At 63.0% G+C, this 15,306-nt stretch carries 11 protein-coding genes; 7 read left to right on the top strand and 4 right to left on the bottom strand.

What is annotated here, in order from left to right:
* Window positions 1–33: 33 nt before the first annotated feature.
* Together ACLH0I_RS23460 and ACLH0I_RS23455 are read right to left on the bottom strand one after the other, a co-directional pair.
* Entirely contained in the window at window positions 34–1,908 is a 1,875-nt protein-coding gene (locus tag ACLH0I_RS23460; protein WP_207966756.1) for a putative bifunctional diguanylate cyclase/phosphodiesterase, read from the bottom strand.
* Complete coding sequence (locus ACLH0I_RS23455; protein WP_411385516.1) at window positions 1,905–4,196, bottom strand: EAL domain-containing protein; 2,292 nt, start codon at window positions 4,194–4,196, stop codon at window positions 1,905–1,907. The genes ACLH0I_RS23460 and ACLH0I_RS23455 overlap by 4 nt, the downstream gene beginning before the upstream one ends.
* Before the next feature lie 228 nt (window positions 4,197–4,424).
* On the opposite strand from ACLH0I_RS23455, the gene ACLH0I_RS23450 reads away from it, so the two are divergent.
* The 4 genes from ACLH0I_RS23450 to ACLH0I_RS23435 all read left to right on the top strand — a co-directional run bounded on the left by ACLH0I_RS23450 (window position 4,425) and on the right by ACLH0I_RS23435 (window position 7,581).
* On the top strand, window positions 4,425–5,792 hold the full coding sequence (locus tag ACLH0I_RS23450) for an HD domain-containing phosphohydrolase (protein ID WP_411385515.1): 1,368 nt from the start codon (window positions 4,425–4,427) through the stop codon (window positions 5,790–5,792).
* Window positions 5,793–6,007: 215 nt separating this feature from the next.
* A complete protein-coding gene (locus ACLH0I_RS23445; protein ID WP_250962499.1) occupies window positions 6,008–6,424 on the top strand; it encodes an NUDIX hydrolase in 417 nt (138 codons plus the stop codon).
* A 24-nt stretch (window positions 6,425–6,448) separates the two neighbouring features.
* Entirely contained in the window at window positions 6,449–7,087 is a 639-nt protein-coding gene (locus ACLH0I_RS23440) for a LysE family translocator (RefSeq protein ID WP_411385514.1), read from the top strand.
* Window positions 7,084–7,581 carry an N-acetyltransferase family protein gene (locus tag ACLH0I_RS23435; protein WP_411385513.1) on the top strand — a complete coding sequence of 166 codons (498 nt, stop codon included), beginning with the start codon at window positions 7,084–7,086 and terminating at the stop codon, window positions 7,579–7,581. Before ACLH0I_RS23440 ends, ACLH0I_RS23435 begins: the two co-directional genes overlap by 4 nt.
* 144 nt (window positions 7,582–7,725) lie before the next feature.
* Here the strand turns inward: ACLH0I_RS23435 and metR are convergent, their stop codons facing one another.
* Window positions 7,726–8,643: a transcriptional regulator MetR gene (gene metR / locus ACLH0I_RS23430; RefSeq protein WP_053124730.1), complete on the bottom strand. Its 918-nt coding sequence runs from the start codon at window positions 8,641–8,643 to the stop codon at window positions 7,726–7,728.
* 109 nt (window positions 8,644–8,752) lie between these two features.
* Between metR and metE the strand changes: the two genes are divergently transcribed.
* Both metE and ACLH0I_RS23420 read left to right on the top strand, forming a co-directional pair.
* The gene (gene metE / locus ACLH0I_RS23425) at window positions 8,753–11,065 is read left to right on the top strand and encodes a 5-methyltetrahydropteroyltriglutamate--homocysteine S-methyltransferase (protein ID WP_411385512.1); all 2,313 of its coding nucleotides are present in this window, start codon (window positions 8,753–8,755) and stop codon (window positions 11,063–11,065) included.
* A gap of 306 nt (window positions 11,066–11,371) precedes the next feature.
* On the top strand, window positions 11,372–12,391 hold the full coding sequence (locus ACLH0I_RS23420; RefSeq protein ID WP_411385511.1) for an alpha/beta fold hydrolase: 1,020 nt from the start codon (window positions 11,372–11,374) through the stop codon (window positions 12,389–12,391).
* Between the two features lie 177 nt (window positions 12,392–12,568).
* Here ACLH0I_RS23420 and ACLH0I_RS23415 read toward each other — a convergent pair whose 3' ends face one another.
* On the bottom strand, window positions 12,569–13,450 hold the full coding sequence (locus ACLH0I_RS23415) for a LysR substrate-binding domain-containing protein (RefSeq protein WP_411385510.1): 882 nt from the start codon (window positions 13,448–13,450) through the stop codon (window positions 12,569–12,571).
* 170 nt (window positions 13,451–13,620) lie between these two features.
* Here ACLH0I_RS23415 and ACLH0I_RS23410 point away from each other — a divergent pair, with 170 nt between their 5' ends.
* Window positions 13,621–15,249: a 5-guanidino-2-oxopentanoate decarboxylase gene (locus tag ACLH0I_RS23410; protein WP_411387549.1), complete on the top strand. Its 1,629-nt coding sequence runs from the start codon at window positions 13,621–13,623 to the stop codon at window positions 15,247–15,249.
* The last annotated feature ends 57 nt before the right edge of the window (window positions 15,250–15,306 follow it).

Below are 15,306 nucleotides of genomic sequence, written 5' to 3'. Positions count from 1 at the left end.
TCCTTGAAACGTTGGTTGAGGACACTCCGGTGTTCACGAAAACGGGTTCTGGCGTTTTTCCCATTCGGTCATCCAGTCGGCAAAGGCCTGTGGTTCGACGGCCTTGCTGAAGTAATAACCTTGGACTTCCTCGCATTGGTGCTGCTTGAGAAATTCAAGCTGCTCAAGGGTTTCCACCCCTTCGGCGATGATGTGCAGATTCAGGCTCTTGCCCAGGCTGATGATGGTGCTCACCAGCTTGGCATCGTTGCTGTCGATGCTCAGGTCACCGACGAACGACTGGTCGATCTTCAGCACATCCACCGGAAATTTCTGCAAGTAGCTCAGGCTCGAATAGCCGGTGCCGAAGTCATCGATGGCCAGGCGTATCCCCAACTGCTTGATGGCCTTGAGGATGGCGACCGTGGTGTCGACGTTCTGCATCAGTACGCTTTCGGTGATCTCCAGTTCTAACTGTGTCGGTTCCAGGCCGGTTTCCTTGAGGGTGCGGGCGATGCCTTCGACGAAGCCGCGCTGGCGAAAGTCGATGGCCGAGACGTTCACCGACAGGTACAGCGGGCGCATGCCCTCGGCTTGCCAGCGACAGGCCTGCTGGCAGGCTTCCTGGAGCACCCATTGGCTCAGTGGGACGATCAGGCCGCTGTCCTCGGCCACCGGAATGAAATCCGACGGGTAGACCATGCCGTGCCCCGGCCTGTCCCAGCGCACCAGCGCCTCGACGCCGACCACCTTGCCGCTCTTGAGGTCGAGCTTGGGCTGGTAATGCAGCACGAATTCCTTGCGTTGCAGGCCCAGGCGCAGGCCCGATTCGATGGTCTGCTGCTGCCGTGCCCGGCGGTTCATATCCTCGGTGAAAAAGCGGTAGTCGTTGGGGCCGGTCTCCTTGACGTTGCGCATCGCCGTCTCGGCTTTCTTGATCAGCGCCACGGCGTCGAAACCGTCGCTCGGGTAGACGCTGATGCCCAGGCTCGCGGTGACGCTCAGGTCATGGCCGTCGATCGGTTGTGGGGAACTGATGGCCGCCAGCAGCTTGTCGGCCACGCCTTTGATCTGCTGCGGATCAACAATGTCCCCCAGCACCACGACGAATTCATCGGAGCCGTAGCGAAACACCGAGTCGGACTCGCGCACCACGGTTGCCAACGTCCGCGCCACGCGCTTGAGCATCTCATCGCCCACCGGATGGCCCAGCGCGTTATTGATGCGCTTGAAGCGGTCCAGGCCGAGGAACATCACCGCCAGTTGCCGGTCGTGCCGGCGGCACTGGGCCATGGCCTGGGTCAGGCGATCGCCGAGCAACATGCTGTTGGGCAATTCGGTGAGCACGTCGTATTGCAGCAGGTGGGAGACCTTGAGCAATTCCTGGACGCGCTCTTCGATCGTGCGTTCCAGGCTGCGCATTTTCCTCGCCGCATCCTGGGCCAGTTGCCATTTCCAGGTCATGGCGCTGGCCATCTGGCGGATTTCCAGGGTGTCGAAGGGCTTCTTGAGGATCAGCAACTGATCGTCGAACTCGATCCGTTCGGACATGGTTTCCCAGGAGTAATCCGAGAACGCCGTGCACAGGGCGATTTGCAGCCGTGGGTCGGCCTCCCACAGCCGCTCGATGGTTTGCAGGCCATCCCAGCCCGGCGGCATGCGCATGTCGGCGAACACCAGTGCATAGGGCTGGCCTTCGGCCTGGGCGCGCTTGACCAGTTCCAGCGCTTCCTCGCCCTGGTAGGCCGAGTCGATCTGGAATTGCAGCCGGCTGACCTGCGGGGTGCCGAACAGCAGGCTCTCGGTGTCGTCCAGCGAGTCATCGAGGCCGGCGCTGGGGCTGAGGATCTTGCGAAAGTCCTGGTGGATCGCCGGCGTATCGTCCACCACCAGGATTCGCCGGTTGGCAGGTACCGACATGGGGTTCATGGATTGCTCTCCGATAGCTGGCTCGCTGGTCGGGTCCAGTGGTCTGTCGCGGGAATGATGGTGCCGGCCTTGAGCAATTCGGCGGCCTGGCCGCTGTCGACCACGGTGCTGAAGTAATGCCCCTGGGCCTGCATCGCCCCGCCGCTGGACATCAGCGTGGTGCGTTGCTCCTGGGTCTCGACGCCCTCGGCAATGATCCCGATGCCCACGTCCCGGGCAAAGTTGATGATCGCCCGCAAGGTCGTGGCGTTTTCGGGATTGTCACTGGCACTGTCTAGGAACCGCTGCGCGAGCTTGAGGTGATTGACCCGGTAGGTCTTGAGGTAGTCGAAGGAGGAATATTCGGTGCCGAAGTCATCGATGGCGATCTGCACACCCAATTCGCAGAGGCGCGGCAGCACGTCGTTGTGGGTCCACTTGGTCTGGGCCAGGGTGGCTTCGGTAACGTCGAAACGCAGGTCCCAGGGCGCCAGTTCCCAGCGCGCGGTGGTGCGCAGCACGTCGTAGATCAGTTCCGGGCCGGTCTTGAGCTGGGTCAGGGACAGATCGATGGCGATCACCGGCGGCGCCATGTCCTGGTCGCGCCACTGGCGCATTTGCTGGCAGGCCTGGTCCAGCACCCAATGCCCCAGGCCAATGATGATCCCGGTCTTCTCGGCGGCGGGCATGAAGGCCGCCGGTTCCAGCCAGCCTCGTTCGGGGTGGTTCCAGCGCACCTGCACGCCCATGCCGAGGATCTTGCCGGTGCCGAGGTCGACTTCCGGCAGGTAGTGCAGGTGCAGCTCGTGGTTTTCGATGGCTTGGCGCAGGTCGTTGGCGAGGGCGACCCGGTCGGTGACTTCCTGGTTGATCTCCTCGTTGTGGAAGTGGTACTGGTTGCGGCCCTTTTCCTTGGAGCGGTACAGGGCCATGTCGGATTGCGCCATCAGGCTGTCGGCACTCAGGCTCTGCGGGGTGTACAGGGCGATGCCGATGCTCACCGAGATCCGCACGTCGTTGCCGTCCAGGGAGTACGGCGCCACGAGGGCGTCGCGGATCTTGCCCGCCAGCGCGGCGCAATGGGTCGCTTCATGCACGTCCAGTTGCAGCAGGGCGAACTCGTCGCCGCCCAGGCGCGCCACCACGTCGTTTTCCCGTGTACAGGCCTTGATGCGCGTGGCGACTTCCTGCAACAGCAAGTCGCCGATGGGATGGCCCAGGGTGTCGTTGATGCGTTTGAAGTGGTCCAGGTCCAGGTAGAACATGGCAAACGGCGCCGCCCCGCGACGCGCGGCGGCGAAGGCCTGGTGCAAGCGCTCGATCATGGTGGCGCGGTTGGCCAGCCCGGTCAGGCCGTCGGTGCGGGCGAGCAGGGCGATCTTTTCTTCGGCCAGCTTGCGTTCGGTGATGTCGAGGATGATGCCTTCCACTTCCAGCAACAGCCCCTGGTCGTTGCGCACCGGGATGTAGCGGTTCTCCACCCAGCGGAACGTGTCGTCGCCGGTGCGCATGCGAAACTCGATGGACGCCCCCACGGTGTCACGGTCGAGGACGCGCACCATGGCCTCCTGGACTTTGGCCTGGTCATCGGCATGGATCAGGGTTTCTGCCCAGTCCGGCGAGTTGATCAGTTGCGCCGCGGAATGACCGAACTTGGTGATGTTATGGGAGATGTACATCAACGCGAACGGCGGTTCGCCCCGCAGGCGATAGAGGATGGTCGGGCTGTTCTGCACGATGATATTGGCGTCGGCCAACTCACGGGTGCGTTCCTCGACCGCTCGTTCGAGCATGTCCATTTTCAGCGCCGCGTCTTCGGTCATCTGCCATTTGACGGTCAAGGCGCTGGCCATCTGGCGGATCTCGATGGCGTCGAAAGGTTTTTTCAGGATAAGCAGGCGGTCGCCCAGTTCGAGGCGCTCGGAAATATCTTCCCAGGAATAATCCGAGTATGCGGTGCACAACGCCACCTGCAGCTTGGGGTCGGCGCGCCATAGCCGTTCGATGGTTTCCAGGCCGTCCCAGCCCGGTGGCATGCGCATGTCGATGAACGCCATGGCGTAGGGTTGCCCTTGGGCCAGCGCCGCTTCGACCTTGTTCAAGGCCTCCATGCCCTGGAACGCCGAGTCGAGCACGAAACTCGTGCCGGCGACCGCCACCGGCGCGCCGAACAGGGCCTCTTCGGCGCTGCTCAGGTTGTCTTCGGCGCTCATCTGCGGGCTGAGGATCTTGCGGAAATCCTCATGGATGGTCGGGGTGTCGTCGACGATCAGGATCCGCCGATTGGTTTTATCCAAAGGCAGGCTCATGGCCGTGCACCGTTTTGATGCGGACTATAGAACCTTGGGAACATCTGCTATCCCTTTCGCTGGCATGAGTATTCGGCCTATACATGGCCCTTCATGGGGTACAGCATAGTCGTCTGATCGGGATGCGCTCGGCCACCGAGGGCAAATGTGTCTAAATCTTCGCAATCTACTAGCCTGTTTTTTGGGGCTAAGGTAGAACGGTTGTCGTGAATCAGGAGGGGGTTGCAAATGGAAGGTCAATCGCCGGATGTTCCGGTAAAGAAGCCGACGGTGCTGCTGGTCGATGACGAAGAGTCGATCCTCAACAGCTTGCGTCGGCTATTGCGCAGCCAGCCGTACGAGATCCTGCTGGCAGACAGTGGCGCCAAGGCGCTGGAAATTCTCAAGGAGCGCCCGGTCGACCTGGTCATGACTGACGCGCGCATGCCGAACATGGATGGCGCCACGCTGCTGGCCGAAATCCGCAAGTTGTATCCATCGACCTTGCGCATCCTGCTCACCGGTTATGCCGATGTGGACATGATGACCAAGGCCATCAACGAGGGGCAGCTTTATCGCTACCTCAGCAAGCCGTGGAACGATGAGGAGTTGGTGCAGGCCTTGCGCCAGGCCCTGGCCCACCAGCATTCCGAAAGCGAGCGCCAGCGCCTCGAAGCGCTGAACCGCGAGCAGAACCAGCAACTCAAGACCCTGAACGCCACCCTGGAAAAACGCGTGGCGTCGCGCACCTCCGAGCTGCAGCAGACCGCCGACATGCTTGACTTGGCTTATGACGAGCTCAAGCGCAGCTATGTGACCAGCACCGAGGTGTTTTCGCTGATCGCCAACCTGCGCCTGCCCAAGGCCAAGCAGACCAACCGGCAGATCATCGAGTTGATCCGGGTCTATAGCCGGCTCAATTTTCTCGATGAGTCCACCGACCGCGACCTGACCATGGCGGCGGCGCTCTACAACATCGGCAAGCTGAGCTGGACCGACAACATGATGGTCACGCCCGCCGACATGCTGCATCACACCGAACTGGAGCTGTACCGCGCCTATCCGAAGCAGAGCGAATCGCTGCTGATGACCCTGGACCCGATGAAGGACGCGGCGCGGATCATCCGCCATCACCAGGAGCGTTGGGACGGCAGCGGTTTCCCCGAGCATCTGAAAGGCGAAGCGATTCCGTTCGGTTCGCGGCTGTTGAAGCTGGCGGTGGATTTCATCGAGCTGCAGCGTGGGTTGATCCTGGAACGGCAGATGAACAGCGACGAAGCGCTGGTCTACATCCGCAAATACGCCGGCAAGCTGTACGACCCGGACATGATCGAGGATTTCATCAAGGCCTGTGCCGAATACCTGGAAGACGTGACCTTGTCGGATCCGACGGTGCAAGTCTCCACCACTCGCGAGTTGACTCCGGGGATGATCCTGGCGCGCAACCTCAATGCCGACAACGGCATGTTGCTGCTCAACGCCGGCAAGGTCCTGAGCGGCCCGTTGATCGAAAAACTCATTGCCTTCGAAGCGATGGAAGGCGCGCGGTACAGCGTATTCGTCAAGATTCCCGAAGAGGCGGCCGACCCTTCGGCGCCGAAGCCGATTTTGGGGTGAAGAAAACCTGACAGGCGACTGGGGTCCCCTGTGGGAGCGAGCTTGCTCGCGATAACGGAATAACAGTCAGATATTTTTCGACTGACACACCGCTATCGCGAGCAAGCTCGCTCCCACAGGAGATTGTGTTGGTTTAGAGGTTGGGCCAGGCTTTGCTCCCGCCGCTGCGGTCTGTAATCTCCCTGGCATTTTCTCGACCAAGGCTTTGACTCCTCATGACCACCCCCCTCATCCGCATCGCCGCCGCCCTGCTGCTCGGGCCGGACGGGCGAACCCTGCTGGTGCGCAAGCGCGGCACCCAAGCCTTCATGCAGCCGGGCGGCAAGATCGAAGCCCATGAACAACCGGTGCAAGCGCTGGCCCGTGAGCTGGAAGAAGAACTTGGCCTGCGGATCGACCCGGCCCAGGCCCGCCACCTGGGCGTGTTCAGCGCGCCGGCGGCCAACGAGCCGGGGTTTACCGTGCAGGCCGAGGTGTTTCTGCTGAGCATCGACGCTGCGGTTTCGCCAGCGGCCGAAATCGAAGAGGTGTGCTGGATCGATCCGGCCGGCGACAGCGATCTGGTGCTGGCACCGTTGACAGGCGAGGTGATCCTGCCGTTTTATCGAGCGACACTGCTCGCCACCTGCTGATTCACATTTCAAGGACGGATGCCCATGATTCCATTGCCGGATCTGCTTATTTTCGCCGCCGCCGCGTTGCTGATGGTGCTGACGCCCGGTCCGAACATGATCTACCTGATCTCCCGTTCGATCTGCCAGGGTCGCAAGGCCGGCGTCACGTCCTTGTTGGGCGTGGTGGCGGGTTTCTTCGTGCACATGTTCGCTGCCGCGGCGGGGCTGACGGCGGTGTTCCTGGCGGTGCCCATGGCCTACGAAGTATTGAAATGGGCCGGTGCGCTGTACCTGTTGTGGCTGGCCTGGCAGGCCGTGAAACCGGGGGCGCGTTCGCCTTTCGAGGCCCAGCAACTGCCGGCGGACTCGACGCGCAAGCTGATCACCATGGGCTTTCTCACCAGCGCGCTGAATCCCAAGATCGCGGTGTTCTATCTGTCGGTGTTCCCGCAGTTCATCAGCCCGGAACACGGTTCGCTGTTCACCCAGAGCCTCATCCTCGGGCTGACCCAGATCAGCGTCAGTTTCAGCGTCAACCTGCTGATCGCCCTGTTCGCCGCCGGCATCGCCTCGTGGTTCGTCCATAACCCGAGCTGGCTGGCGGTGCAGCGCTATTTCATGGGGTTTGTCCTCGGTGCCCTGGCCCTGCGCCTGATGCTTGAGCAGCGGCGTTCGGCGTGAGCATTCGACGCCTGCGGGCTGGCGATGCCGAGGCCTATCGCGAGCTGATGCTCCAGGCGTATGCCTTGCACCCCCAGGCCTTCACCTCCAGCGTCAGCGAGCGGGCGAAGTTGCCCATCAACTGGTGGGAGTCACGCCTGGGCAGTCGGCTCGATGTGCTGTTGGGGGCGTTTGTCGAACAAGATCTGGTCGGCATCGTCGGCCTGGCCCTGGAGCCCCGGGAAAAAGCCCGACACAAGGCGCTGCTGTTCGGCATGTACGTCGCCGACGAACATCGCCATCGCGGGCTCGGCTACCAACTGGTGCAGGCCGCCCTCGACGAAGCCCGGCGCCACACCTTCCTGCGCCTGGTGCAACTGACCGTCACCGCCGGCAACGACCCGGCGCTCAAGCTCTACCAACGCTGCGGTTTCGTCCTCTACGGCCTCGAACCGATGGCGATCCGGGTGGACGATGAGTACCTCGACAAAATCCATATGTGGCTAGAACTTTGAGCGAACCACTGATTTGAGTGATGGAGCTTTTGTGGCGAGGGAGCTTGCTCCCGCTTGGGCGCGAAGCGGCCATAAAACGGGTCTGCTGCGCCCGAAGCGTCGGACCGGCCCAGCGGGAGCAAGCTCCCTCGCCACAAAAAGCTGTCAGCGCACGGCACTGACACCGTCGAGTGTGGAAAACGACGTGTCCTTGGCCGTCAGCAAAAAATCGCGCATGTACGGCGCGTCGAGCATGTCGGTGCGCACCGCCGCGTACAGCGTGGCGAACAAGCCTTTCTCCCCCAGCCGCTTGGCTTTCACATAGCCCCGTGAGCTGTATTCATGCAGCGCCCAGTGCGGCATGCCACAGACGCCACGGCCGCTGGCCACCAGTTGCATCATCATCACCGTCAGCTCGGACGTGCGCACCTGAGCCGGTTCGATGTCGGCCGGTTCCAGGAAGCGGGTGAAGATGTCCAACCGGTCTCGCTCCACGGGATAAGTGATCAGGGTCTCGCTGACCAAGTCCTCAGGCACGATGTAGGGCTTGCCCGCCAACCGATGCTGGTTGGCGACGGCAAGCATCGCTTCATAGGTGAACAGCGGCACGTAGGTGATGCCGGCCAGTTCCAGCGGGTCGGAAGTCACCACCAGGTCAAGGTCGCCTCGGGCCAGGGCCGGCAACGGCGCGAAAGCGAAGCCCGAGGCCAGGTCCAGCTCGACTTCCGGCCAGGCATCGCGGAACTGGTCGATGGTCGGCATCAGCCACTGGAAGCAGCTGTGGCACTCGATAGCCATGTGCAGGCGCCCGGCGGTGCCGCCCGCCAGCCGCGCGATGTCCCGTTCAGCACTGCGCAGTAACGGCAGGGCGGCATCGGCCAGTTGCAACAGGCGCAGGCCAGCGCTGGTGAAGCGTACTGGCTTGGTCTTGCGCACGAACAATTGCATGCCCAGGCGCTCTTCCAATTCCTTGAACTGATGGGAGAGGGCGGATTGGGTCAGGTGCAGGCGTTCGGCGGCTTCGACCAGGCTGTCGGCTTCGCGCAGGGCGTGCAGGGTCTTGAGGTGACGGAGTTCAAGCACCGGAGTAGCTCCATGAGTAAAACTTGTGATCAACACGAAAAGGTTGAGTTTGTCTCATGCAGGTCGGGTTGTCGACAATGGCGCCATCTTTTACAGGAGGACGCACACCATGGCCCTGGCCCACACCCTCGGTTTCCCCCGCATCGGCGCCGACCGCGAATTGAAAAAAGCCCTCGAAGCCTACTGGAAGGGTGACCTGGCCCCGGTAGCGTTGCAGGCCGTAGGCCGTGAACTGCGGGCCCGGCACTGGCAACTGCAAAAAGACGCCGGCATCGACCTGCTGCCCGTCGGCGACTTCGCCTGGTACGACCAAGTGCTCAGCCACACGTTGACCCTGGGCGCCGTCCCACAGCGTTTTCACAGCACTTTGAATGCCCAGGGCCGACCGACCCTCGACACCTTATTCGCCATGGCCCGTGGCGCCACGGCCAGTTGCTGCGGTGCCGACCACGGCCAGGCGCAATACGCCCAGGAGCTGACCAAGTGGTTCGACACCAACTACCACTACCTGGTCCCGGAGTTTTCCGCCGACCAGGCCTTCGCCCTGAGCTGGGAACAGTTGTTCGACGAAGTGGACGAGGCCCATGCCTTGGGCCACCGGGTCAAACCGGTGATCATCGGCCCGTTGACCTACTTGTGGCTGGGCAAGGCCAAAGGCGCGGCGTTCGACAAGCTCGACCTGCTGGAGCGCCTGCTGCCGGTCTACGGTGAAATCCTCAACCGCCTCAAGGCCCAGGGCGTGGAATGGGTGCAGATCGACGAACCGATCCTCACCCTCGATCTGCCTCAGGCCTGGAAGAGCGCCTTCGAGCGCGCTTACCACATCCTTCAGTACTCGCCGTTGAAAAAACTCGTGGCCACCTATTTCAGTGGCCTGCAAGACAACCTCGGCCTGGCCGTGAGCCTGCCGGTGGACGGCTTGCATATCGACGCGGTACGTGACCCGGAACAACTGGGCCAGGTACTGGACCGCCTGCCGACGTACAAGATTCTCTCGGTGGGCCTGGTCAACGGTCGCAACGTCTGGCGCTGCGAACTGGAACAGGCGCTGGCGCACTTGCAACCGGCCCAGGAGCGCTTTGGCGACAACCTTTGGGTCAGCACTTCGTGCTCATTGCTGCACAGCCCGGTGGATCTGGAACGTGAAGACCGGCTCGATCCGGAACTCAAGAGCTGGCTCGCCTTTGCCGTGCAGAAGTGCGGTGAAGTCGCGGTGCTGCGCGATGCGCTGAACGATCCTCAGGCCCCCGCGGTGCGACAGGCCTTGAGCGACAGCCGCGCGGTGCAGGCCCGTCGCGCGGGCTCGGCGCGTATTCACAAAGCCGAGGTCCAGGCGCGCCTGGCGGCGGTCGGGCCACAGGACAGCCAGCGGCGTTCGCCGTTTGCCCAGCGCATCGAACGCCAGCGCGCACGCCTGGCGCTGCCGACCTTTCCCACCACCACTATCGGCTCCTTCCCGCAGACCCCGGCCATCCGCCTGGCACGCCAGGCCTACAAGCAAGGCAAATTGTCGGCCAACGACTATCAGGACGCCATGCACACGGAGATCCGTCATGCCGTGCAGATCCAGGAGCGCCTGGGCCTGGACGTGCTGGTGCACGGTGAAGCCGAACGCAACGACATGGTGGAATACTTCGCCGAGCAACTGGATGGCTATGCCTTCACCCGTTTCGGCTGGGTGCAGAGTTATGGCTCGCGGTGTGTGAAGCCGGCGATCATCTACGGCGACATCAGCCGCCCGAAAGCCATGACCGTCGACTGGATCCGTTACGCGCAAAGCCTGACCGACAAAGTCATGAAGGGCATGCTCACCGGCCCCGTGACCATGCTGATGTGGTCGTTTCCTCGTGAGGACGTGTCGCGCCAGGTCCAGGCCCGACAACTGGCTCTGGCCCTGCGGGACGAAGTGCTGGACCTGGAAAAAGCCGGGATCAAGATCGTGCAGATCGACGAAGCGGCGTTCCGCGAGGGATTGCCGTTGCGTCGCGGGGAATGGCAGGCCTACCTGGACTGGGCCGTGGAGGCGTTCCGCTTGTGCGCCTCGGGCGTGGCGGATGACACCCAGATCCATACCCACATGTGCTACAGCGAGTTCAATGATGTGATCAAGGCCATCGCCGACATGGACGCCGATGTGATCACCATCGAGACCTCGCGCTCGGACATGGAGTTGCTGGATGCCTTCGAGGCGTTCGACTACCCGAACGACATCGGTCCGGGTGTCTACGACATTCACTCGCCACGGGTGCCGGACACCGCCGAGATGGTTGCGCTGATGAGCAAGGCAGTGAAACGAATCGCCGCCGAGCGGCTGTGGATCAACCCCGACTGCGGGCTGAAAACCCGGGGCTGGCCTGAGACGGAAGCGGCCTTGGTGAACATGGTGGCGGCGGCGCGGCAGTTGCGTGGCCAACTGGCCTGAAGCCTGGATGTTGTGGGCGAGCTCCCTGTCTTAGGCAACGACGCTTTTTTGTGGCGAGGGAGCTTGCTCCCGCTGGGCTGCGCAGCAGCCCCTACATTTCATGCCCTGTTCCTATTTTGAGGTTGAAGCCTTTTGGGACCGCTTCGCGCTCCAGCGGGAGCAAGCTCCCTCGCCACAGGGTGCGCACCTGGCTTCAGATCACCATTCGGCAATCTTCATCAAACTGTCACGCAACTGTGGCAGCGCGCTTGAACAAACTTCATCAGACTCGCGCTCTACTGGGGTTCTGCGTTTTGGTGTTTCTTCATGCGTGTATTCATTTTCCTGGCCGTGCTGTTTTTCGGCCTGCCGTCGATGGCGGCGTCTCGTTGTGATGTCAACGTTGCAACTCAACATGTCGACCTGGATCAGGTCAGCCTGGCTTACCAAAGCATTGGCCGTGCTTCGGATCCTGCCTTGCTGTTGGTGATGGGCCTGGGCGGGCAACTGATCCATTGGCCGGACGAAGTGGTGGTCGCCCTGTGTGAGCAGGGTTTCCGGGTGATTCGCTACGACAACCGCGATGTTGGCCTGTCCACCTGGCGCCAGGCGCCCGGCAGCGCCAACCTGACCTTTGAAGCCCTGCGCTACAAACTCGGCTTGCCCGTGGCCGCGCCGTATACCTTGACCGACATGGCCGACGACGGGCTGGGGCTGATGGACGCGCTGCATGTGCAAAGCTTTCACGTACTGGGCGCGAGCATGGGCGGGATGATCGCCCAGCACATGGCCGCCATGGCGCCTGAGCGGGTTGAAAGCCTGACCCTGATCATGACCAGTTCCAGTGCCGCCGGCTTGCCCGCGCCCAGCGAAAGACTGGTGCAACTGTTGTCCCGGCGCGGTGCGCCGAATCGCGAAATGGCCCTTGAACAGCAAGCCGATTTGCTGGCCGCGTTGGGCAGCCCGGTGGTGATGGACGATCGCCAGGCCTTGCTGCATCAGGCCGCCGTAGCTTATGACCGGGCCTTCAATCCTGAAGGCGTGAAGCGCCAGATCATGGCGATCATGGCCGAGCCGAGCCGGGTGGCCCTGCTCAATCAACTGCGGGTGCCGACCCTGGTCGTCCACGGCACCGCCGACCCTTTGCTGCCGGTGATGCACGGCGTGCACTTGGCCGCGCACATCCAAGGCAGCCAACTGAAACTGATCCCGGGCCTGGCCCATCGCTTCCAGGACGCGTTCAAGGCGCCCTTGCTGGGGGCGGTGTTGCCGTACCTGCAGCAGCACCGTGAAGACACTTCGCACTGGGCGCAGATCGAGCCGGCGCAGGCGCCCAACCTGCTCTGAAAAACCCGGTTGCTTGAGATCTGTCCTGCTTTTGTGGCGAGGGAGCTTGCTCCCGCTGGAGCGCGAAGCGGTCCCAAAAAGCTCGACTGTGGGATAGGATCAGACTGAAGTTTTTGGGGGCTGCTGCGCAGCCCAGCGGGAGCAAGCTCCCTCGCCACAAAAGCACCTTGCGAGCATTCAACGCGCCCGTGCCTGCTCCACCAACCACCCCATCAATGCCTGCAACGGCCCGGAGGCCTGGGGCTTGCGCGGGTGCACCAGGTGATAGCCCAGGCCGGTCTTGACCTTCAGCTCGAACGGCATCACCAGTCGGCCGGCGCTCAGGTCGTCGCCGATCAGCGACCAGTCGCCAATCGCCACGCCGGTGCCCTGGGAGGCCATGGACATCGCCAGGTCCAGGGTTTCGAAGTGCTGGCCCTTGCTGACATTGCTTAAATGCACATCGGCCGCCGCCAGCCAGGCGTTCCAGTCGCGCTGGTCAAGGGCCGGGTGCAACAGCAGGTGGTGTTGCAGGTCGGCGGGATCATGCAACGGCACCAGGCCTTCGAGGACCGGGCGCGAGCACACGGGCGTCAGTTGCTCATCGAACAGGTGCAGGCACGCCAGCGAGGTGTCCGGCGGCGGGCCATAGACCACCGCGGCGTCGAAGGCTTCGCGCTGAAAATCCACGCCGTGCCTGACGGTGGTGGTCAGTTCCACCGGCACGTCCGGTCGTTCCTTTTGCCACTGCAACAGACGCGGCAGTAACCAGCGCATCACGCAGGTCGGGGCCTTGAGTCGCAGGACCTGGCGCTTCTCGCCGATCTGCTCGACCGCTTCGTCGATCAGGCTGAACACCTGCTGCACCCGTGGCAGCCAGGCCTGGCCCTCGGCGGTCAGGCTCAGGCCGCGCGCCTGGCGCCGGAACAGCGCATAACCCAAATGATCTTCCAGCCCGGCGATCTGCCGGCTCACCGCGCCCTGGGTGATGTGCAGCTGTTCGGCGGCCCGGGTGAAGTTGCAGCATTGGGCCGTGATCAGAAAGGTGTGCAGCGCCGGCAGCGGGGGAAGTCGTTTCATTTCGATCCAAGCCATGACGTGGAGACATGGCGAGTATGACTTTTTATCGATTGTTGCCGCCATGCCCGGCCCGTTCCAATAACGCCATTCCCAAGACAAAAACGGGCCTGCCGCGTGCAGTGCGCGGCCCTTTACCCGACCAGAAAAAGGCAATGGCAATGGCAATGGCAATGGCGACGTGCGGCGAAGTATTGGTCAAGTTACTTGAAGGTTATGGCGTGGAGCAGGTGTTCGGCATTCCCGGCGTGCACACCGTCGAGTTGTACCGCGGGCTGGCCCGTTCGAGCATCCGCCATGTGACGCCGCGACATGAGCAGGGCGCAGGCTTCATGGCCGACGGTTACGCCCGCGTCAGCGGCAAGCCCGGCGTGTGTTTCATCATCACCGGCCCGGGCATGACCAATATCACCACCGCCATGGGCCAGGCTTATGCCGATTCGATCCCGATGCTGGTGATCTCCAGCGTGCAGTCGCGCAGCCAGTTGGGCGGCGGCCGCGGCAAGCTGCATGAACTGCCGAACCAGTCTGCGTTGGTGGGCGGTGTCGCGGCGTTTTCCCACACGCTGATGTCCGCTGCCGAGTTGCCCGGCGTGCTGGCCCGGGCGTTCGCGGTGTTCCAGGCCGGGCGCCCACGGCCAGTGCACATTGAAATCCCGCTGGACGTGCTGGTCGAAGACGCCGATGCCTGGCTGGCCAGCGTGCCAGTGAATATCAGCCGAGCCGGTGCCGCACCCCATGCGGTCAAACAAATGGCTGGCCTGCTGGCGACCGCTCGGCGGCCTTTGATCCTGGCCGGTGGCGGGGCCATTGACGCCGCGGCCGAATTGACCGAGTTGGCCGAACGCCTCGGCGCGCCCGTGGCGTTGACCATCAATGCCAAAGGCCTGCTGCCGGCGCGCCATCCGTTGTTGATCGGCTCCACCCAGAGCCTGGTGGCCACCCGTGCCTTGGTGGCCGAGGCGGACGTGGTGCTGGCCATCGGCACCGAATTGGCCGAGACCGACTACGACATTACCTTCGCCGGCGGCTTCGAAATTCCCGGTGCGCTGCTGCGTATCGACATCGACCCGGACCAGACCGTGCGCAACTACCCGCCGCACCTGGCCTTGGTGGCCGACGCCCGCATCGCGGCCCGGGCCGTGCTCGACGAATTGGGCCGGCAACCCTTGGCTGAACGCCACGCCGATTGGGGACCGGCGCGTGCCGCCCGGTTGCGCGCCGAGCTTCAAGGCACTTGGGACGCCGCGACCCGGGCCCAGACGGTGTTTCTCGACACGGTCTTGCAGACGCTACCGGAGGCGGTGTTCGTCGGCGATTCCACACAACCGGTGTACTCCGGCAACCTGACCTTCAACCTGGAACAACCGCGCCGCTGGTTCAACTCCTCCACCGGCTACGGCACCCTCGGCTACGCATTGCCGGCGGCCATCGGCGCCTGGCTCGGCGGCAAGGACCTGGGCCACGGCCGCCCGGCGGTGGTGTGCCTGATCGGCGACGGCGGGTTGCAGTTCACCTTGCCGGAACTGGCCAGCGCCGTGGAAGCGCTCACGCCCGTAATCGTGCTGTTGTGGAATAACCAGGGCTACGAAGAGATCAAGAAATACATGCTCAACCGCGCCATCGAACCGGTGGGCGTGGACATCCATACCCCGGACTTCATCGGCGTCGCCAAGGCCTTGGGCTGTTTTGCCGAGGCCATCGATGATGTGCCGTCGCTTCGGGCTGCGTTGCTGGCGGCGCGTGAGCGGCAGGGGCCGACGTTGATTGAGATCAATCAGGCGCGCTGGAAATTGGATTAACTGAGGTGTGACGACTGGCCCCATCGCGAGCAAGCTCGCTCCCACATTGGACTGCGG

Source organism: Pseudomonas sp. MPB03 (assembly GCF_046605385.1).
GTDB lineage: Bacteria > Pseudomonadota > Gammaproteobacteria > Pseudomonadales > Pseudomonadaceae > Aquipseudomonas > Aquipseudomonas zanjanensis.
Note: the sequence above shows the minus strand (reverse complement) of the source record. Positions and strands in the feature narration are given on the sequence as shown.